This is a genomic window from Roseateles agri (assembly GCF_034043675.1).
Taxonomy (GTDB): domain Bacteria; phylum Pseudomonadota; class Gammaproteobacteria; order Burkholderiales; family Burkholderiaceae_C; genus KK5.
This window is the reverse complement of the sequence record NZ_JAXCLA010000003.1, coordinates 459,925-476,927: the sequence shown is the minus strand read 5'-3', so window position 1 is coordinate 476,927 and position 17,003 is coordinate 459,925. Positions and strand designations below refer to the sequence as shown.

The window sequence follows — 17,003 nt, the reverse complement described above, 5'->3', positions numbered from 1 at the left end:
TTTTTCTGCAAGCCACATCGGCGCACAGTGCGAGCCTCTCTATCCAGGAGTCCTCACACCATGCCACTCGCCTTGCTGGCGCTGACGATCAGCGCCTTCGCCATCGGGACGACCGAGTTCGTCATCGTCGGCCTGCTGCCCACGCTGGCGGCGGACCTCCAGGTCAGCCTGCCCTCGGCGGGCCTGCTGGTCAGCCTCTACGCGCTTGGCGTGGCCATCGGCGCGCCGCTGCTGACCGCCCTCACCGCGCGCCTGCCGCGCAAAACCCTGCTGCTGGCGCTGATGGCGCTGTTCAGCGCCGGCAACCTGATCGCCTGGGCCGCGCCCGGCTACGGCACCCTGGTAGCGGCGCGCGTGCTGACGGGCCTCGCCCACGGCGTGTTCTTCTCGATCGGCTCGACGATCGCCACCGGCCTCGTGCCCAAGGACAAGGCCGCCAGCGCCATCGCCACCATGTTCAGCGGCCTCACCGTGGCCCTGGTCACCGGCGTGCCGCTGGGCACCTTCATCGGCCAGCACTTCGGCTGGCGCGAGACCTTCCTGGCCGTCGCCGCGCTGGGCATCGTCGCCTTCGTCGCCAGTGCCGTGTTCGTGCCGCGCGGGCTGCGCTCCGACGCGCCGCCGGCCTCGCTGCGCCAGCAGCTGCAGGTGCTGACCGAGCCGCGGCTGCTGCTGGTCTACGCGACCACAGCCGTCGGCTACGGCGGCTCCTTCATCCCCTTCACCTTCCTGGCGGCGATCCTGACCGAGGTCAGCGGCTTCAGCGCCGGTGCGGTGGGCGGCGTGATGCTGGTCTACGGCGTGTCGGTCGCGGTCGGCAATGTGTGGGGCGGCCGACTGGCCGACCGGGTCGGCGCCGTGCCGGCACTGAAGCTGATCTTCGCCGGGCTGGCCGCCGTGCTGCTGGTGCTGAACTTCACCGCGCCGCATCCGTGGCTGGCGCTGGGCACCGTGCTGCTGTGGGGCGCCGTCGCCTTCGGCAACGTGCCGGGCCTGCAGGTCTACGTCGTCAAGCAGGCAGAGCGGCATGCACCCGGTGCGGTGGATGTGGCCTCGGGCCTGAACATCGCCGCCTTCAACGTCGGTATCGCCGGCGCCGCCTGGGCCGGCGGCCTGATCGTCAGCCGGCTCGGGCTGATGCACACGCCGTGGATCGGCGCGGCGGTGGTCCTCGTCGCACTGGCGCTGATCGCCTGGAGCGGGCGGCTCGACCGCCGCACCGCGTCCTCCCTTTCGTTCTCCCAATAACCTTGATCGCCATGCAAAACCCTATCCTCCCCCGCTTCGGCCTCGGCACCTTCCGCCTGACCGGCCAAGCCGTCATCGACTCCACCACCAAGGCGCTGGATCTCGGCTACCGCGCCATCGACACCGCGCAGATCTACGGCAATGAAGCCGAGATCGGCCAGGCCATCGCCGCCAGCAGCGTGCCGCGACGCGAGCTCTTCCTGACCACCAAGATCTGGACCGAGAACCTCGGCGGCGAACGCCTGATCGCCAGCCTGAAGGAGAGCCTGCAGAAGCTGCGCAGCGAGCAGGTAGAACTGACCCTGATCCACTGGCCCTCGCCCGGCGGCGCCGTGCCGCTGGCCGAATCACTCGAAGCACTGATGGAAGCCCGCCGGCTCGGGCTCACGCAACAGATCGGCGTCTCGAACTTCACGACCGCCCTGCTGCGCGAGGCGATCGCCGCGGTGGGCGCTGAGAACATCGCGACGAACCAGATCGAACTGCACCCCTACTTGCAGAACCGCGCGGTAGCCGAATTCGCACAAGGCCAGGGCATCGCCGTGACCTCGTACATGACCCTGGGCTACGGCAAGGTGCTGTCGGACCCGGTGCTGGTGCGCATCGCGGTGACGCACGGCGCAACGCCAGCACAGGTGGCGCTGGCCTGGGCGATGCAGCTGGGCTATGCGGTGATCCCGTCGTCGACGAAGCGCGAGAACCTGGCGTCGAACCTGCGGGCGCAAGAGCTGACCCTGACGGCCGAAGAGATGGCACAGATCGCCACGCTGGATCGCGCGGAACGGCTGGTAGATCCGCAGGGCTTGGCGCCGGCTTGGGATTGAGTAATAGGGCCTGGGGAATACGCACGGCATGAACAGAAGGCAGACGCGGCAAACTAGCCGTCATGCCCGCCACCCTCACCGTTGCCTGGAACCTGAAGTGGATCGCCTTTTGGCTCCTGGTTCTCGTTCTCGGCGTCGTCGATGGCATCTCTGACTGGTGGATGGCCGTCGCTCTGTGCGGGCTGGGCGGGCTCGTTGCCGGGGGCTTGCAAGCCCGAGCGCTGAACCGCCTGCCCATCGAATCCCTGGCCGCGATGTCCAACCCAGAGGCTCATCGCGCTCTGGAACAGTCGCTTTCCGGTCGGGCCTCGATCGCTCTCACTTTGCTCACGGGAATTGGGCTCCCGTCGGCCGCCGCATTCGCGCATATGCAGATGCCCTTGCAAACGATGTTCACAGCTTGGGCGATGTTCTACGTCGCCCGAGAGGCATGCTCTCTACCCGCCCGCTATTCGCTGTCCAAACGGCTGCCTGAATGAGCACCAAGCTTGTCTGAGGATGAAGCCGCATCTTTTCCCCGCAGTTGCGGCAACGGTGCTTGGTTTGTCTTGTCCTGCCTCATGGTCGATGGGCGACGCATCATGCAAGGACGTTTCGGACATGCAGGCCATCGAGGCTCTTCGCGTCAAGGTCCGGTCCGAACGTCTGTACTCCTCCTGGGCGAAAGAGCAATGCCTGTCGTTCTATCCAGAGCACTGCGACAACGCGGTCGTAGAGCTTGCAATCCGCGAGCTGCACTCTGACCAGTGCGGAGGCGATCCCAACACCGGCCCAGTCGTTGATCGATTCAGAGTCTTCAAGCAGTCCTCAAGGATCGATTGGTTCGATCCTGTAGCGGCTGAATACGTTGAGTTCGACAAGGTTCACACGAATGGCAAGCGCTGAAATGCAAGCACATCCATTCGTGGCAGCTTGGCGTTCCTCCTTCGGAAAGGCTCTACCGGCTGGCTTCCTCTGTCGTAGAACGCTGGCCGATCTCCCTTGCTGAGCTGCTTCGCCGCCAGGTAACGTCATTAGATCGCGCCGCCGATGCCCTTCTCGACCAATCCGACTCTGAACTTGGAGTTCTTCACCAGCTCTGCCCAAGCCTACCTCTCGTGGATTTTTATCTTGAGCCTTTTGGCCAAGATTGTTTCGACGGTCATCGGTTTGCGTCAGCGAGCAAAGGGCATACCCTCTGCGCCCGTCTGGTGGACTTCAAAGGTTTCGGCGTTGGCGCTCGGCACCGCGGCAATGCTCCTGGCCATCCAGACCGGAAATACATCAACGGCGGCCGCATTCGGTGTGCTGCTGGTTGCTGCGCTGGCTGGCGTAGTCATCAAGGCTCGCAGCCGCAGGAGAGAGCTCGCGCGACGAACATCGAGGCCCTAGAGCTGGCCAGGTTTGATGGACAGGAGCTGCGGCGTTTGCACCTGCACTCGCCATAGACTTCCGCCTTTGACGGAGGCCTCATGGCGGCTTTGGATGCAGGACCGTTCTTTCATGGCACGAAGGCCGATTTGCAAGTGGGCGATCTGCTCACGGCCGGATTCAGGTCCAACTACGACGCCAGCGTAGTGATGAACCACATCTATTTCACGAGCCTGCCCAAAGGCGCCGGGCTGGCAGCGGAGATGGCCAAGGGCAGCGGCAGGCCGAGGGTCTATGTGGTCGAACCTGTAGGCGACTTTGAGGACGACCCGAACGTCACGGACAAGAAGTTTCCCGGCAACCCCACGCGCTCGTATCGCAGTTCGCAACCACTCAGGGTCGTCGGCGAACTCGACACCTGGGAACCGTATGAGTCGGAGTTCATTGAGAACCTGCGCAGTCGGGTGGCGGCGGGTATGGGCGCGATCATCAACTGACAGCCATCTTGTCCAGATCTCAAATGTCCTTCGAAACAGAGTCCGAACGCATCGATCGACTGATCGCTGTTGTTCGTCAATCAAAGTGGATCATGGACGCTCTTGTCGCCGTCCGCAGCTTGGGTCTTTCCTCGTGGTGCATAGGCGCGGGGGCCATCCGCAATCTGGTGTGGGACGAGCTGCACGACAAGTCGGAACCCTCAGAGCTGGCGGATGTCGACGTCACGTACTTTGATGCTGAATGCCTCGATCCGCAGCAGGACCGAGAGCTGCAGGCCAAGTTGACGGCCGCTTTACCCGACGTCCCTTGGGAAGTCACCAACCAGGCCGCCGTCCATCAGTGGTTCGAGCAGCACTTCGGCCACGCCGTTCCGCCGCTCGGATCGCTTGAGGAAGCCGTGGGCTCCTGGCCCGAGTACGCCACCTCCGTCGGGATCCGACTAGAAGCCGATGACTCCATCACTGTCATTGCGCCGCACGGGCTCGAAGACTTGTTTGCTTGCGTCGTGCGGCGCAATCCGATCCGAGTCAGCGTCGATACCTACCGCCAGCGCGTTGAGCAGAAGCGCTACGCTGCGCGTTGGTCAAAAGTTCAGGTCATGCTTTGCTGAATCCCGCGCAAGAAAAATCCCCGCTCAAGGTGCTGTTCGTCTGCAGCAGGAACCAATGGCGCAGCCCGACGGCCGAGCAAATCTGGCGTAGGCATCCGGCACTGTCGGTCAGGTCGGGCGGAACCAGTCCGAACGCGCGTCGTCGCGTCTCGGAACAAGACCTTCACTGGGCCGATGCAATCTTCGTGATGGAAGAGAAACACAAGTCCCGCTTGCTGGCGGAGTACGGACCTGTGCTTGAGCAAAAGGCGATCCATGTTCTCGACATTCCGGACGAGTACAAGTACATGGACCCCGAGTTGGTCGAGGAACTGGAACGCAGCGTGAGCGCGATCCTCGGACTCGGTTGAGATTGGCGGAAATACGGCCCCGCATCAGCCCCGCCGCCTCTTCCACCACAACCACAGGCCCGTCACGCCGAGCCCCGCCAGCATCAGCCCTGCCAGCGTGTTGAGCGTCTCATGCAGCGGCCCGCCCAACTCGCCGGTGTGCAGCGGATAGACGTAGGCCACCGCCGCCGCGCCGGGGTCGAGTTCGCTCCAGCGCTTCACGCCGAGGACGTGGCCGTCGCGCGGGTCGAGCCAGACGGAGCTGATGCCGTTCGGGTGCGGGTCGTCGGGCAGCAGCAGGCGCACACGGACGGGTCGGTCCGGCAAGGCCGACAGGTGGATGTAACCGATCGGTGCGTTGTCGAAGCGTGCGCGGGCGGTGGCGGCCAGCGCGTCCAGCGTCGGGCGGGGTGCATCGGCATCGGCAGCCACCTTCGGCAGCGCCGGCGGCTTGACGGCCTGCCGCCCGGCCAGGGCGCTGACGAATTCGCCCAGTGGCCGCCAGGCCATGTAGGCGCCGCTGGCCACCGAGACGGCGATGACCAGGCCCAGCAGCGCGCCGCCGGTGCGGTGCAGGTCGAACATGCCACGCAACAGGCCGCGCTTCAGCTCGATCCTGAGGCTCGGCGGCCAGCGCCGCGGCCACCAAAGCACGAGGCCGGTCGCCAGCATCAACAGGTAGGCCAGCGCCGCCCAGGCCAGCACGATCTTGCCGGTGTCCTTCAGCAGCAAGGTGCTGTGCAGCTTGAACAGCGTGCCGAGGAAACCTTCGGTCTCGCCGCGGCGGGCCTGCTCGCGGCCGTCGGCCGGGTCGATGTAGAGCGTGCCGCTCCAGGTGCCGCGGACATTGATCTGCAGCGTCTCGCCGGGCTCGCGCGGCGGCCGCATGACGAACTGGGTCTTCGGTCCGAACTCGGCGGTCACGCGCTGGCGCAGGGCTTCCAGCGGCACCGCTGGCGCACCCGCGGTGCTGCGCGCCACGAACAGCTCGGGATGGAGCACACGGTCCAGTGGCCGGGTGACGATCAGCATCGCACCGGTGATGCCGGCGAGGATCAGCAGCCAGCCCAGGCCCAGCGCGACCCAGCGGTGCAGGCGCAGCCAGAGGCGGCGCAGCGACACGGTCGCCATCAGAAGTTCAGGCGGCCCTGCACGTAGACCGTGCGCGGCGCGCCGACCATGCGGCCCGCGTTGCCGTCCACGTTGCGCGTGTAGTAGCGCTTGTCGGCGAGGTTGTTGACGCCGACGTCCACGTCGAAACGCTTGCCCGGCTTCCAGCTGGCCTGCACGTTCCACAGCCGGTAGCCGGGGATGCGGCCGACGCTGGCATTGGCCGCCTCGGCGATGGTGTTGGCGTTGTCCGAATACTGGGCGCTCTGGTGCGTGCTGGAGAGGTTCAGCGTCCAGTCGCCGAGCGCATAGCGAGTACCGACGGTGTCGGTGTTGCGCGAGTAGAAGGGCACGTCGCGGCCGGCCGTGGCGCCGGACTCCTGCAGCGCGCGGGTGAAGGTGTAGTTCGCGTAGGCCTCCAGGCCCGCGAGCGGGCCGGCGCGGTCGAAGGCGTAGCTCAACGCGGATTCGATGCCCTCGTGCTTGGTCTCGCCGATGTTCTGGAACAGCGTCGGCGTGACGCCGGGCACCTGCTGGATCTGGTTATCGAACTTCAGCCGGAAGGCGGTCAGCTCGGCGCTGAGGCCGCGGCCCTGCCAGCGGCCGCCCAGCTCGAAGGTGCGGGCCAGTTCGGGCTTCAGCGGATTGGCGGGCGTCTGCGAGTTCAGCTGCAGGTTCTGCACCGGGCCGAACGAGGTGCTGAAGTTGCCGAACACCGTCAGCTCGCGGCTCAGCAGGTAGGCGACGTTCAGCGAGGGCAGCGGCTTGTTGTTGCGGACATCGAAAGTCTGGCCGGCGGCGAGGTCGTCGCGACTGGAAACGATGTGCTCGTAGCGCAGGCCCGGCGTGATGCGCCAGGCGCCCACGGCGATCTTGTCGTCCAGGTAGACGGCCTGCGCGTCAGTGGAGTTGCGGAAGCGGGTGACGGCCGAATTTGCGCCCGTGGCGATCGTCTGGTTGTAGCTGTTGTCGCTGCCGCGTTCGCGCACGAAGCGGTAGCCCAGGGTCAGATCATGCGTCGTGGCGCCGAAGGTGAGGCGCTGCGTGTAGCGCGGCTCGATGCCCAGCACTTCATAGTCGCGCGGCTGGATGGCGTTCTGCGTGCGCGCCGCGTTGATCAGCGAGCTCTGGCGCGTGCTCTCGTTGTAGTAGGTGCGGATCTCGAATTCCTGCGTGGCCGACAGGGTGTTCAGGTAGCCCAGGTCCAGGCCCTGGCGGCGGCCGTTCCAGAAGTCGGTGGGCCGCGTGTTCTGGAAGGGGTCGGCGTTGTACTGGGCGACGGTGAGGCCGCCCGGCGTCATCGACTTGACCTCGAAGTAGGACAGCTTGCCGTAGACCTCGGCGCCGGCGCCGATCTCGTAGCGGAACTTCAGCGCCAGATCGTCCAGATGCTCGTCGCTGCCGGCGCGCCAGTCGCTGCCGCGCAGTCCCGAGTAGAGCAGCGCCACGCCGAGGCCCGAATCGAGCTGCTGGCCCAGGAACAGGCTGGCCTGCGTGTTGCCGCTGCCGCCCTCGCTGTACTCGTTGCGGCGCAAGGTGACGCTGCCGACGAAGCCCGGATCGTTGGGGATCGCGCGGGTGTTGAAGTTGATGATGCCGCCGACGTTCTGCGGGCCGTAGCGCACGGCGCCACCGCCGCGCACGACGTCCACCGATTCGATATTCGCCAGGCTCACCGGCGCGAACGAGAGTTGCGGCTGGCCGTAGGGCGCCACCGCCATCGGGATGCCGTCCAGCAGCACGGTCGAGCGGGGCGAGTAGCGACCGGTCAGGCCGCGCACGCCGATGTTCATCGAGATGGCGCTGCCGGCGGTGCCGGAGTTCTCGCTGGCCTGCACGCCCGGGATGCGGCGCATCAGGTCGCCGATGCTGACGGCACCACTGGCCTCCACCTCGTCACGGTCCACCACGGTGCGCGCGCCGGCGAAGTTCTTGACGCTGCCCTGCAAGCCCGTGCCGAGCCAGTTGCCGCTGACCTGGACGGTCTCGAGCTGGGTGCTCGCGGCGTCGGCCTCCTGCTGCTGGGCGTGGACGGCAGGGGCCGAGGCCAGCAGGGTCAGGACGGAAGAGGCAAGAGCGGACAGGCGCCAGGTGGCGCCGCGCGGGCAGGAACGGTACATCTCGGGGTCTCGATCGGTCGGAACGGGGTCGGCAGGGCGTGTTCGCTGGCTGGACTGCCACTGCGCGACGCCGGTCGAGACAGGGAGCTTGGCTGGCTGACGGGAGAAGGCGGGAGCGCCCTCATCCGAGGCCGGCAATGATATTCGTTCGCAACAAACCTTGCTGCGACGTTTCCGGATGGCGCGCCGCTAGAAACAACTGTCCGTGATCATCTGCATCCGGCAGCTCCACGTGAACAGCGGCACGCCCTTCTTGTAGGTCTTGCGGTAGGTGGCCGTCACCTCATGCGAGATCTCGTCGGGCAGCGGCACGGCCACCTCGGCGTTCTTCGAGTTCGTGTAGAAGTTCAGGAAGCAGTTGATCTCGTCCTTGCAGATCAGCTTGATCTCGCGCTCGTAGGCGGCTTCGTCGCGAGCCTCGGCCATGGGCACCAGCACCATCAGCACGATGCCCTGGCGGCCCATGACGGTCCAGCCGGGCTGGGTGTCGGCGCCATCGGCGGCGGCGTGAACGTTCGGTGCAGCGGCGGCGGCCAGCAGCGCCAGGGCGGACAGGGCTTTCTTCATCATGGTCGTGTGTCTCCTGATGTTTTTGCCGGCGACGACAGCAGCGCCGCCAGTTGTTCGAGGCTCGCCAGGTTGTGCGCCGGCAGGTGCAACGTCACCTGCGGCAGCAGCGCACGGATGCCAGCAGCCTTGGGCTCGAAGCCTTCGAACCTCAGAAGCGGATTCAACCAGATCACGCGCCGGCAGGCCAGCCGCAGGCGCTGCGCCTCGAAGGCCAGCGCCTCGGCGTCGCCGTGCTCCAGCCCGTCGGTCACCAGCAGCACGGTGGCGTCGCTCGTCAGCACGCGGCGTGCCCACAAGCGGTTGAACTCGTGCAGGCAGGCGGCCAGGCGCGTGCCGCCGGACCAGTCGGCCACGCGGCGCGAGACCGAGGCCACGGCGAGGTCCGGGTCGCGCTGCTTCAGCAGGCGTGTGATCGGCGTCAGCCGCGTGCCGAAGACGAAGCTCCAGACCTTGGGCGCATGGCGCTTCTCGGCCGGGTTGGACAGACCGTGCGCCAGGTGCAGCAGCATGCGCGAGTAGCGGCTCATCGAGCCGGAGATGTCGGCCAGCACGACCAGCGGTGCGACGCGCTCGCGCGGCTGCTGGAAGCGCATCGACGCAATGTCGTCACCGCGCCCCTGCGCGCGCAGCGTAGCCCGCCAGTCGACACGGCCGCGCGCGGCGCGTGAATGGCGGCGGGTCGGGCGCGTCTCGAACAGCGGCCGCATCCGCGCCAGCACGCGGCGGGCCTCGGCCCATTCCTCGGCCGTCATCGTCTCGAAGTCGCGCTGGGCGAGCTTCTCCTGCTCGCTCCACGAGAGCCGCGCGTCGATCTCGATCTGCTGCTCCTGCGGTGGCTGCGTCGCCGCAGGCGCATGCGGGAACAGCGCGCCGGCCAGGCGACGGTTCTCGGGCGGCGGTGGCGCGTTCATGCGGGCCTTGGCCTGCGGCAGCAGCATCGCCATCACGCGGGCGAGCAGTTCGGGGTCGCGCCAGAAGATGTGGAAGGCCTGCTCGAAAAGCAGCCGGTGCTCGGCGCGATCGATCATGCAGGCGGCCAGGGTCGCCTTGAAATCGGCGCGCGATTCGAGGCCGGCCACCTGCAGCGCCTGCAGGCTCAGGCGCACGCGGTCGGTGCCGACCGGCATGCCCGCCTCGCGCAGCACCCGCGCAAAGTGCATGACGTTGCTTGCCAAATGGTCAGCCAAGCTCCGACCTCAGTTGCGCCAGCAATCGCGCCGCCTCCGAGCCTTGCACCTTGGCGATGTCGTCCTGGTACTTCAGCAGCACGCCCAGCGTCGACTGCACCGTCAGCGGGTCCAGCTCCAGCGCATTTAATTCGAGCAGCGCGCGGCTCCACTCGATCGTCTCGGCCACGCCGGGCAGCTTGTAGAGGTCCAGCTTCCTCAGGCCCTGGATGAACAGCACGATCTGTTTCGCCAGCGCCTCCGGCGCGCCGGGCACGCGCAGGCGCAGGATCTCCAGCTCGCGCTTGGCGTCGGGGAAATCGACCCAGTGGTAGAGGCAACGGCGCTTGACCGCGTCGTGGATCTCGCGCGTGCGGTTGGACGTGATGACGACGACCGGCGGCTCGGCCGCCCGGATCACGCCCAACTCGGGAATGGTGATCTGGTACTCACTCAGCACTTCGAGCAGGAAGGCCTCGAAGGGTTCGTCGGCCCGGTCCAGCTCGTCGATCAGCAGCACGCTGGGCGACTGCAGCGCACGGAGCAGTGCGCGGGGGATCAGGAAGCGTGGCGCGAACAGGTCCTCTGCCTTGAGACCCGCATCCGCCTTGATCTCCAGCATCTGCCGCGCGTAGTTCCACTCGTAGGCGGCGCCGGCCAGATCCAGGCCTTCGTAGCACTGCAGGCGCACCAGCGGCTTGCCCAGCAGCGCGGACAGGCTCTTGGCGATCTCGGTCTTGCCGGTGCCGGGCTCGCCTTCCAGGAACAGCGGCCGCTGCAGGCGCAGCGCGAGGAAGGCCGCCGTCGCCAGCTCGCGCTGGGCCACGTAGCCCTGCGCGAGCAGGCCGGCGGCCGTCTCGTCGATGGAACCGGGCATCAAGACCCGGCCACCGCGCGCCCCGCGAGCACCGGGATCAGCGCGGCGCGGTACTCGGCGGAGCCGTGCAGGTCGGTGTTCAGTCCATCGGCATCGACCGTGACGCCGCTGGTCGCGGCCTGGCTCCAGTTCGCCGCCAGTGCCTGCTCCACCACCGTCGCGCGGAACACGCCGCCGGCGCCGGCACCGGTCACCGCCACGCGCACCTCACCAGACGGTGACTTGCTGACGAACACGCCCACCAGCGAGAAGCGCGAGGCCGGCTGCTTGAACTTCTGCCAGCCGGCCTTGGCCGGCACCGGGAAGCTCACCGAGGTGATGATCTCGCCCTCTTCCAGCGCGGTCGTGTAGATGCCGACGAAGAAGTCGTCCGCGGCGATGCTGCGGCGGTCGGTATGGATCGTGGCGCCCAGGCCCAGCGCGCCGGCCGGGTAGCAGGCGGCCGGATCGTTGTTGGCCAGGCTGCCGCCGATGGTGCCGCGGTTGCGCACCTGGCGGTCGCCGATGTGGCCGGCCAGCTCGGCCAGCGCGGGGATGGCCTTCTGCACCTCGGCCGAGGCGGCGACTTCGGCGTGCGTCGTCATCGCGCCGATCGTGATCTTGCCGGGCTCGACCTTGATGCCCTTCAGGTCGGCGATGGCGCCCAGATCGATCAGCGCTTCCGGCATCGCCAGGCCCAGCTTGATCGTGCCCAGCAGCGACTGGCCGCCGGCGATCAGCTTGGCATCCGGCGCCAGCGAGGCCTTGGACGCCTCGGCGACCGAGGCGGCGGTTTGGTATGCGAATGTCATGGTGCTTGTTCCTTTCCTCAGCGGGCGGCCTGCATGGCTTGCCAAACGGTGTGCGGGGTCGCGGGCATCGGCACGTCCTTCACGCCGATCGCATCGCAGATCGCATTGATCACCGCCGGTGGCGAACCGATCGCGCCGGCCTCGCCGCAGCCCTTCACGCCCAGCGGGTTGTGCGTGCAGGGCGTGCCCTTGGCCGTCTTCACGTTGAAGCTGGGCAGGTCGTCGGCGCGCGGCATCGCGTAGTCCATGTAGCTGCCGCTGAGCAGCTGACCGCTGTCGACGTCGTACACGCCGTGCTCCAGCAGCGCTTGCCCGATGCCCTGGGCCAAGCCGCCCTGCACCTGGCCCTCGACGATCATCGGGTTGACGACGTTGCCGAAGTCGTCCACCGCGCTGAAGCGGTCCACCCGCACGCGGCCGGTGAGCGGGTCCACCTCAACCTCGCAGACATAGCTGCCGGCCGGATAGGTGAAGTTGGTCGGGTCGTAGAAGGCGTTCTCGTTGAGGCCTGGTTCCAGCTTGTCCAGCGGGTAGTTGTGCGGCACGTAGGCCGTCAGCGCCACCGAGGCGAAGGGCACGTTCCTGTCCGTGCCGGCCACCTTGAAGACACCGTTCTCGAATTCGATGTCGGTGTCCGCGGCCTCCAGCAGATGGGCGGCGATCTTCTTGCCCTTGGCGATGACCTTGTCCACCGCCTTCACGATGGCCGTGCCGCCGACCGAGAGCGAGCGGCTGCCGTAGGTGCCCATGCCGAACAGTACCTTGCCGGTGTCGCCGTGCTCGATGCTCACATCGTCCAGCGCGATGCCCAGCCGGTCGGCCACCACCTGCGCGAAGGTCGTCTCGTGGCCCTGGCCGTGCGAGTGCGAGCCGGTGAAGATGGTCACCTTGCCGGTCGGGTGCACGCGCACCTCGCCGGCCTCGAACAGGCCCGCGCGGGCGCCGAGCGCGCCGGCGATGTTGGACGGCGCCAGGCCGCAGGCCTCGATGTAGGTCGAGTAGCCGATGCCGCGCTTCAGGCCCTTGGCCTCGGAGGCCGCCTTGCGCGCCGCGTAGCCGGCCACGTCGGCCAGCTCGATCACGCCAGAGAGCGTGGCCTCGTAGTCGCCGGTGTCGTAGGTCAGGCCCACCGGCGTGGCGTAGGGGAAGGTCTTGATGAAGTTGCGGCGGCGCAGCTCGGCCGGGTCGATCTTCAGCTCGTGCGCGGCCGTGTCCACCAGGCGCTCGATCACGTAGGTGGCCTCGGGCCGGCCAGCGCCGCGGTAGGCGTCGACCGGCGTGGTGTTGGTGAACACGCCGGTTACCTCCGCGTAGATCGCCGGCGTCGTGTACTGGCCAGCCAGCAGCGTCGCGTAGAGGATGGTCGGCACGCTGGAGGCGAAAGTCGACAGGTAGGCGCCGAGGTTGGCCGTCGTGTGCACGCGCAGGCCGACGAACTTGCCGTTGGCGTCCATGCCCAGCTCGGCGGTCGTCACATGGTCGCGGCCATGCGCATCGGTCAGGAAAGCCTCGCTGCGGTCGGCCGTCCACTTGATCGGCCGGCCGATCTGCTTGCTGGCCCAGGTGAGCGCCGTCTCCTCGTTGTAGAGAAAGATTTTCGAGCCGAAGCCGCCGCCGACGTCGGGCGCCACGACGCGCATCTTGTGCTCGGGGATGCCCAGCACGAAGGCGCACATCAAGAGCCGCGCGACGTGCGGGTTCTGGCTGGTCGTGTAGAGCGTGTAGCTCTCGTCGCTGGGGTTGTAGCTGGCGTTCGCGGCGCGCGGCTCGATCGCGTTGGGCACCAGGCGGTTGTTGCGGAACTCGAGCTTGGTGATGTGGGCGGCGCCGGCCATGGCCGTGTCGGTGGCGGCCTTGTCGCCGCAGCCCCAGGTGTAGCAGACGTTGTCGGGCGCCTCGTCGTGGACGGCGGCCGCATGGCCCTTGGCGGAGCCGGTGTCGACGACCGGGGCCAGGTCTTCGTAGTCGACGTCGATCAGCATCGCTGCGGCCTTGGCCTGGGCATAGGTCTCGGCGACGACCAGGGCCACCGGGTCACCCACGTAGCGCGCCTTGCCGTCGGCCAGCACCGGGTGCTTGGGCTCCTTCATCGGCGTGCCGTCGATGCTGGTGATCAGCCAGCCGCAGGGCAGGCCGCCGACGGCGCGGAAGTGCTCGCCGGTGTAGATGCCGAGCACGCCTTCGGCGGCTTCGGCCGCGGCGATGTCGAGGCCCTTGATCTTCGCGTTCGCGTAGGGCGAGCGCAGGAAGAAGGCGTAGGTCTGGCGCGGCAGGACGATGTCGTCGGTGTACTGGCCGCGGCCGGTGAGGAAGCGAGCGTCCTCGCGGCGCTTGACGGATTGACCGATGAAGCCCGGTTGGGGTGCGTTCATGCTCACGCTCCCTTCATGCCGGCGGCGCCCGCCTGCACGGCGCGCACGATGTTGTGATAACCGGTGCAGCGGCAGAGATTGCCTTCGAGCCCCTCGCGGATCTCGGTCTCCGAGCTACAGCGGTGGTGCTGAACCAGATCGACGGCGCTCATCACCATGCCCGGCGTGCAGAAGCCGCATTGCAGGCCGTGGCATTCCTTGAAGGCTGCCTGCATCGGGTGCAGGTCGCCGTTCTTCGCCGCCAGGCCTTCGATCGTCGTGACCTCGCTGCCCGCGGCCTGCACGGCCAGCATCGAGCAGCTCTTCACCGCGTGGCCGTTCAGGTGCACGGTGCAGGCGCCGCACTGGCTGGTGTCACAGCCCACATGGGTGCCGGTGAGGCCCAGTTCTTCGCGCAGGAACTGGACCAGCAGGCGGTCCGGTTCGACCTCGCGGCTCACGGACTTGCCGTTCACCTTGAGCGTTAGCTTGCTGCTCATCGCTTGTCTCCTTTTTGTTCGAACCTCACGATCCTGACCCCCTGACCCGTTCCCGCAATCTGCGCTAACCCTCATGGATGCCCATACATGAGCGGGCGTTCGAATCGAGTTGGCACAGTCTGCAAGGCTTTGCGAAACAAGGTATGTTCGCGCCGATGGACAACGTCGATCTCAACGTCTTGCGCCAGGTGTCAAGCTGGCTCGAAGAGAAACGCCGCGTCGTGCTGGGCACGATCACGCGCACCTGGGGCTCCGCGCCGCGGCCGGTGGGCTCGGTGGTGGCCGTGCGAGACGACGGGCAGATCGCCGGCTCGGTTTCCGGCGGCTGCATCGAGGACGACCTGATCGCCAAGGTGCGCGAGGGCGCGCTGAACCTGCAGTCGCCCGAATTGCTGCGCTACGGCGTCGGCGCCGAGGAGGCGACCCGCTTCGGCCTGCCCTGCGGCGGCACCCTGGAGCTGATGCTGGAGCCGCTCTCCGCCGCCTCGCAGATCGACGCACTGCTGGCGAAGCTCGACAACGGTGAACGCGTGCAGCGCACGCTGGACCTGCGCAGCGGCGCCGTGCGGCTGGACCCGCCGCAGGCGAATGCTGACGTCGTCAAGCTCACCGAGACGACGCTGACGACGCACCACGGCCCGCAGTGGCGGCTGCTGATCATCGGCGCCGGGCAGATGACGCAGTACCTCGCAACGATGGCGCTGGGCCTCGACTACCAGGTGCTGATCTGCGACCCGCGCGAGGAATACGCCGACACCTTCACCGTGCCCGGCGCCACCTTGACGCGCGAGATGCCCGACGACGTCGTGCTCTCCTTCGCGCCGGACGGTCACTGTGCGGTGATCGCCCTGACGCACGACCCCAAGCTCGACGACCTGGCGCTGATGGAGGCGCTGAAGAGCCCGGCCTTCTACGTCGGCGCGATCGGCTCGCGCGTCAACCAGGCCAAGCGCAAGGCGCGCCTGGCCGAACACTTCGGCATGACGGCCGAACAGCTCGCGCGCCTGCACGGCCCGGTGGGCCTGAACATCGGCGCGCGCACGCCGCCGGAGATCGCGCTGGCGATCCTCGCCCACATGACGGCCGAGCGCTACGGCGTCAGCCCCGGGGCCGAATTGGAATCCGGCTGTGCGGTTTAGCACCGACTGATCCCGGCGCGCTTCCACCGTTCAGCCGATACCCAGCGCAGCGGCGCTGCCCAACACTGCGGTCTTCCACAAATCAGATGAGTCGTCTGGGGAGATTGCGATGCTCGATGCGGTCGCCGATGAAGTATTGCCGGCGCGCGGCGAGCCCGGGGTGCTGCGCGCGCTGGATGCCGCGCTGGGGGCAGCGGTCCTCAACGAGATCGACTACCCGCTGATCCTGCTGTCGCGGAGCCTCGTGCCGGTGTACGCGAACAAGGCCGCGCAGGCCCGGCTGGGCAGCGCCCTGCCCGGCCAGTCGCAGCCGGAGGATCGGGCCCGCCTGGCCGAAGCGATCGACGGCGCGCTGCAGCGCAATCGCCGCAGCCTGATCACCGTGCACCTTGCCGCCGGCGACACCGTGCCCACGCCGCTGGCCGTGATCCCGCAACGCGATGCGCTGGACCACCCCGCCGTGTTGCTGATCGCCGCCAAGCCGCAGCTGTGCCCGGAGCTGACCCTGCAGAGCTACGCCCGCGCGATGAACCTGACCGACCGCGAGACCCTGGTGCTGCAAGGCCTCTGGGCCGGCCAGTCGCCGGAGGAAATCGCCCGCCAGCGCGGCGTGGCCCTGTCCACCGTGCGCTCGCAGCTGTCGGCGCTGCGCGCCAAGACCGGCGCGAAAGACCTGAAGGGCCTCACGCACCGGATCGGCATGCTGCCGCCGCTGATCCACGCGCTGGCAGGAAAGGTCTGAGCCAGCTCACTTCATCGTGTAGCCGCGGCCATCCATGCAGGCTTCGACGGCACGGCTGAACACGGAAGCCGAGTTCATGGCCGAAGGTTGCGTCGTCGCCCAGCGATTGCACTCCTGGCGATCAGCCTCGGTCTGCGCGGCGCTCTGGCCATTGCGCGGGTAGATGATCGGGTCGGGCTTGGCGGCCGGCGGCGGCGGGGCGACCGGCGCGACGACGGGCGCGGCCACGGCCACCTGGGCGCCGTCGATGCCGGCCGGCGGCTGCACCACCACGTAGCCGGGGCCGTTGCTGTAGACCGAGTAGTACACGCCGTTGGCGTAGTAGTAGGGCACGCCGCCCATCGTCAAGGTCACGTAGTCCGACGGTAGCACCGGGATCACCGCGCCGAACGGCGGCACGACGACACGATAGCCGCCGCCATAGGGCCGGTACCAGATGCCGCCGTGGTACCAGTAGTGTTCGGCGCCGAAGGCGATCGTCAGCGCCGCGACCGGCAGCACACCGGCGTAGAAGCCGACCGGCGGGTAGTAGTGGTCGTGGTGGTAGCGGTGGTCGATCACCCAGCCGCGGGGCGGCGGGCCGCCGCGTTCATGGTCGCGGTCGTGGCGCTGCGCATCGGCGAAGTTGGCGCCCATGGCCAGCACGGTGGCGATGAGGACGGCGCGGACGGCGGGGGTCTTGATCTTCATGGTGCGATCCGGAGGGGGAGGAACATGCTGGGTCAACGCCGCGATTGTGCGCAGCGCTGACCGACCTGCATTTCGGCTCCGTAAAGTT

At 67.7% G+C, this 17,003-nt stretch carries 19 protein-coding genes; 10 read left to right on the top strand and 9 right to left on the bottom strand.

Annotated features, from left to right (window positions below; all coding sequences use genetic code 11):
* The first annotated feature begins 60 nt into the window (after positions 1 to 60).
* From SNE35_RS10380 to SNE35_RS10345, 8 genes are all read left to right on the top strand, one after another.
* The gene (locus tag SNE35_RS10380) at positions 61 to 1,248 is read left to right on the top strand and encodes an MFS transporter (RefSeq protein WP_320422826.1); all 1,188 of its coding nucleotides are present in this window, start codon (positions 61 to 63) and stop codon (positions 1,246 to 1,248) included.
* An 11-nt stretch (positions 1,249 to 1,259) separates the two neighbouring features.
* Positions 1,260 to 2,072, top strand: a complete 813-nt coding sequence (gene dkgB / locus SNE35_RS10375) for a 2,5-didehydrogluconate reductase DkgB (protein WP_320422825.1) — start codon at positions 1,260 to 1,262, stop codon at positions 2,070 to 2,072.
* A 62-nt stretch (positions 2,073 to 2,134) separates the two neighbouring features.
* On the top strand, positions 2,135 to 2,551 hold the full coding sequence (locus SNE35_RS10370) for a hypothetical protein (protein WP_320422824.1): 417 nt from the start codon (positions 2,135 to 2,137) through the stop codon (positions 2,549 to 2,551).
* Positions 2,552 to 2,570: 19 nt separating this feature from the next.
* Positions 2,571 to 2,957, top strand: a complete 387-nt coding sequence (locus tag SNE35_RS10365) for a hypothetical protein (RefSeq protein ID WP_320422823.1) — start codon at positions 2,571 to 2,573, stop codon at positions 2,955 to 2,957.
* Between the two features lie 174 nt (positions 2,958 to 3,131).
* Positions 3,132 to 3,443, top strand: a complete 312-nt coding sequence (locus SNE35_RS10360) for a hypothetical protein (protein WP_320422822.1) — start codon at positions 3,132 to 3,134, stop codon at positions 3,441 to 3,443.
* Positions 3,444 to 3,523: 80 nt separating this feature from the next.
* The gene (gene arr, locus SNE35_RS10355) at positions 3,524 to 3,919 is read left to right on the top strand and encodes an NAD(+)--rifampin ADP-ribosyltransferase (RefSeq protein WP_320422821.1); all 396 of its coding nucleotides are present in this window, start codon (positions 3,524 to 3,526) and stop codon (positions 3,917 to 3,919) included.
* A gap of 23 nt (positions 3,920 to 3,942) precedes the next feature.
* Positions 3,943 to 4,530 (top strand): nucleotidyltransferase family protein, encoded by a 588-nt coding sequence (locus tag SNE35_RS10350; RefSeq protein ID WP_320422820.1) that lies wholly within the window; start codon positions 3,943 to 3,945, stop codon positions 4,528 to 4,530.
* Complete coding sequence (locus SNE35_RS10345) at positions 4,524 to 4,880, top strand: low molecular weight protein tyrosine phosphatase family protein (protein WP_320422819.1); 357 nt, start codon at positions 4,524 to 4,526, stop codon at positions 4,878 to 4,880. Before SNE35_RS10350 ends, SNE35_RS10345 begins: the two co-directional genes overlap by 7 nt.
* A gap of 24 nt (positions 4,881 to 4,904) precedes the next feature.
* Here SNE35_RS10345 and SNE35_RS10340 read toward each other — a convergent pair whose 3' ends face one another.
* From SNE35_RS10340 to SNE35_RS10305, 8 genes are all read right to left on the bottom strand, one after another.
* A complete protein-coding gene (locus SNE35_RS10340; RefSeq protein ID WP_320422818.1) occupies positions 4,905 to 5,990 on the bottom strand; it encodes a PepSY-associated TM helix domain-containing protein in 1,086 nt (361 codons plus the stop codon).
* Positions 5,990 to 8,089 (bottom strand): TonB-dependent receptor family protein, encoded by a 2,100-nt coding sequence (locus SNE35_RS10335; RefSeq protein WP_320422817.1) that lies wholly within the window; start codon positions 8,087 to 8,089, stop codon positions 5,990 to 5,992. Before SNE35_RS10335 ends, SNE35_RS10340 begins: the two co-directional genes overlap by 1 nt.
* Before the next feature lie 189 nt (positions 8,090 to 8,278).
* Positions 8,279 to 8,659 (bottom strand): hypothetical protein, encoded by a 381-nt coding sequence (locus SNE35_RS10330; protein ID WP_320422816.1) that lies wholly within the window; start codon positions 8,657 to 8,659, stop codon positions 8,279 to 8,281.
* Entirely contained in the window at positions 8,656 to 9,846 is a 1,191-nt protein-coding gene (locus tag SNE35_RS10325) for a vWA domain-containing protein (protein ID WP_320422815.1), read from the bottom strand. Before SNE35_RS10325 ends, SNE35_RS10330 begins: the two co-directional genes overlap by 4 nt.
* Entirely contained in the window at positions 9,839 to 10,705 is an 867-nt protein-coding gene (locus tag SNE35_RS10320) for an AAA family ATPase (RefSeq protein ID WP_320422814.1), read from the bottom strand. Before SNE35_RS10320 ends, SNE35_RS10325 begins: the two co-directional genes overlap by 8 nt.
* Complete coding sequence (locus tag SNE35_RS10315; protein ID WP_320422813.1) at positions 10,702 to 11,493, bottom strand: FAD binding domain-containing protein; 792 nt, start codon at positions 11,491 to 11,493, stop codon at positions 10,702 to 10,704. Before SNE35_RS10315 ends, SNE35_RS10320 begins: the two co-directional genes overlap by 4 nt.
* A 17-nt stretch (positions 11,494 to 11,510) precedes the next feature.
* Positions 11,511 to 13,865 (bottom strand): xanthine dehydrogenase family protein molybdopterin-binding subunit, encoded by a 2,355-nt coding sequence (locus SNE35_RS10310; RefSeq protein ID WP_320422812.1) that lies wholly within the window; start codon positions 13,863 to 13,865, stop codon positions 11,511 to 11,513.
* A 2-nt stretch (positions 13,866 to 13,867) separates the two neighbouring features.
* Positions 13,868 to 14,344: a (2Fe-2S)-binding protein gene (locus tag SNE35_RS10305; RefSeq protein ID WP_320422811.1), complete on the bottom strand. Its 477-nt coding sequence runs from the start codon at positions 14,342 to 14,344 to the stop codon at positions 13,868 to 13,870.
* A 155-nt stretch (positions 14,345 to 14,499) separates the two neighbouring features.
* Here SNE35_RS10305 and SNE35_RS10300 point away from each other — a divergent pair, with 155 nt between their 5' ends.
* The gene (locus tag SNE35_RS10300) at positions 14,500 to 15,483 is read left to right on the top strand and encodes an XdhC family protein (protein ID WP_320422810.1); all 984 of its coding nucleotides are present in this window, start codon (positions 14,500 to 14,502) and stop codon (positions 15,481 to 15,483) included.
* A gap of 109 nt (positions 15,484 to 15,592) precedes the next feature.
* The gene (locus SNE35_RS10295; RefSeq protein WP_320422809.1) at positions 15,593 to 16,225 is read left to right on the top strand and encodes a helix-turn-helix transcriptional regulator; all 633 of its coding nucleotides are present in this window, start codon (positions 15,593 to 15,595) and stop codon (positions 16,223 to 16,225) included.
* Positions 16,226 to 16,231: 6 nt separating this feature from the next.
* Here the strand turns inward: SNE35_RS10295 and SNE35_RS10290 are convergent, their stop codons facing one another.
* Positions 16,232 to 16,915 carry a DUF6515 family protein gene (locus SNE35_RS10290; protein WP_320422808.1) on the bottom strand — a complete coding sequence of 228 codons (684 nt, stop codon included), beginning with the start codon at positions 16,913 to 16,915 and terminating at the stop codon, positions 16,232 to 16,234.
* Positions 16,916 to 17,003 lie beyond the last annotated feature (88 nt).

What these genes read in the sequence shown, in the direction of transcription:
- SNE35_RS10380 (WP_320422826.1), top strand. Translation starts at nt 61, where the DNA reads ATGCCACTCGCCTTGCTGGCGCTGACGATCAGCGCCTTCGCCATCGGG.
- dkgB (WP_320422825.1), top strand. Translation starts at nt 1,260, where the DNA reads ATGCAAAACCCTATCCTCCCCCGCTTCGGCCTCGGCACCTTCCGCCTG.
- SNE35_RS10370 (WP_320422824.1), top strand. Translation starts at nt 2,135, where the DNA reads ATGCCCGCCACCCTCACCGTTGCCTGGAACCTGAAGTGGATCGCCTTT.
- SNE35_RS10365 (WP_320422823.1), top strand. Translation starts at nt 2,571, where the DNA reads ATGAAGCCGCATCTTTTCCCCGCAGTTGCGGCAACGGTGCTTGGTTTG.
- arr (WP_320422821.1), top strand. Translation starts at nt 3,524, where the DNA reads ATGGCGGCTTTGGATGCAGGACCGTTCTTTCATGGCACGAAGGCCGAT.
- SNE35_RS10350 (WP_320422820.1), top strand. Translation starts at nt 3,943, where the DNA reads ATGTCCTTCGAAACAGAGTCCGAACGCATCGATCGACTGATCGCTGTT.
- SNE35_RS10340 (WP_320422818.1), bottom strand. Translation starts at nt 5,990, where the DNA reads ATGGCGACCGTGTCGCTGCGCCGCCTCTGGCTGCGCCTGCACCGCTGG.
- SNE35_RS10335 (WP_320422817.1), bottom strand. Translation starts at nt 8,089, where the DNA reads ATGTACCGTTCCTGCCCGCGCGGCGCCACCTGGCGCCTGTCCGCTCTT.
- SNE35_RS10330 (WP_320422816.1), bottom strand. Translation starts at nt 8,659, where the DNA reads ATGATGAAGAAAGCCCTGTCCGCCCTGGCGCTGCTGGCCGCCGCCGCT.
- SNE35_RS10315 (WP_320422813.1), bottom strand. Translation starts at nt 11,493, where the DNA reads ATGACATTCGCATACCAAACCGCCGCCTCGGTCGCCGAGGCGTCCAAG.
- SNE35_RS10310 (WP_320422812.1), bottom strand. Translation starts at nt 13,865, where the DNA reads ATGAACGCACCCCAACCGGGCTTCATCGGTCAATCCGTCAAGCGCCGC.
- SNE35_RS10305 (WP_320422811.1), bottom strand. Translation starts at nt 14,344, where the DNA reads ATGAGCAGCAAGCTAACGCTCAAGGTGAACGGCAAGTCCGTGAGCCGC.
- SNE35_RS10300 (WP_320422810.1), top strand. Translation starts at nt 14,500, where the DNA reads ATGGACAACGTCGATCTCAACGTCTTGCGCCAGGTGTCAAGCTGGCTC.
- SNE35_RS10295 (WP_320422809.1), top strand. Translation starts at nt 15,593, where the DNA reads ATGCTCGATGCGGTCGCCGATGAAGTATTGCCGGCGCGCGGCGAGCCC.
- SNE35_RS10290 (WP_320422808.1), bottom strand. Translation starts at nt 16,915, where the DNA reads ATGAAGATCAAGACCCCCGCCGTCCGCGCCGTCCTCATCGCCACCGTG.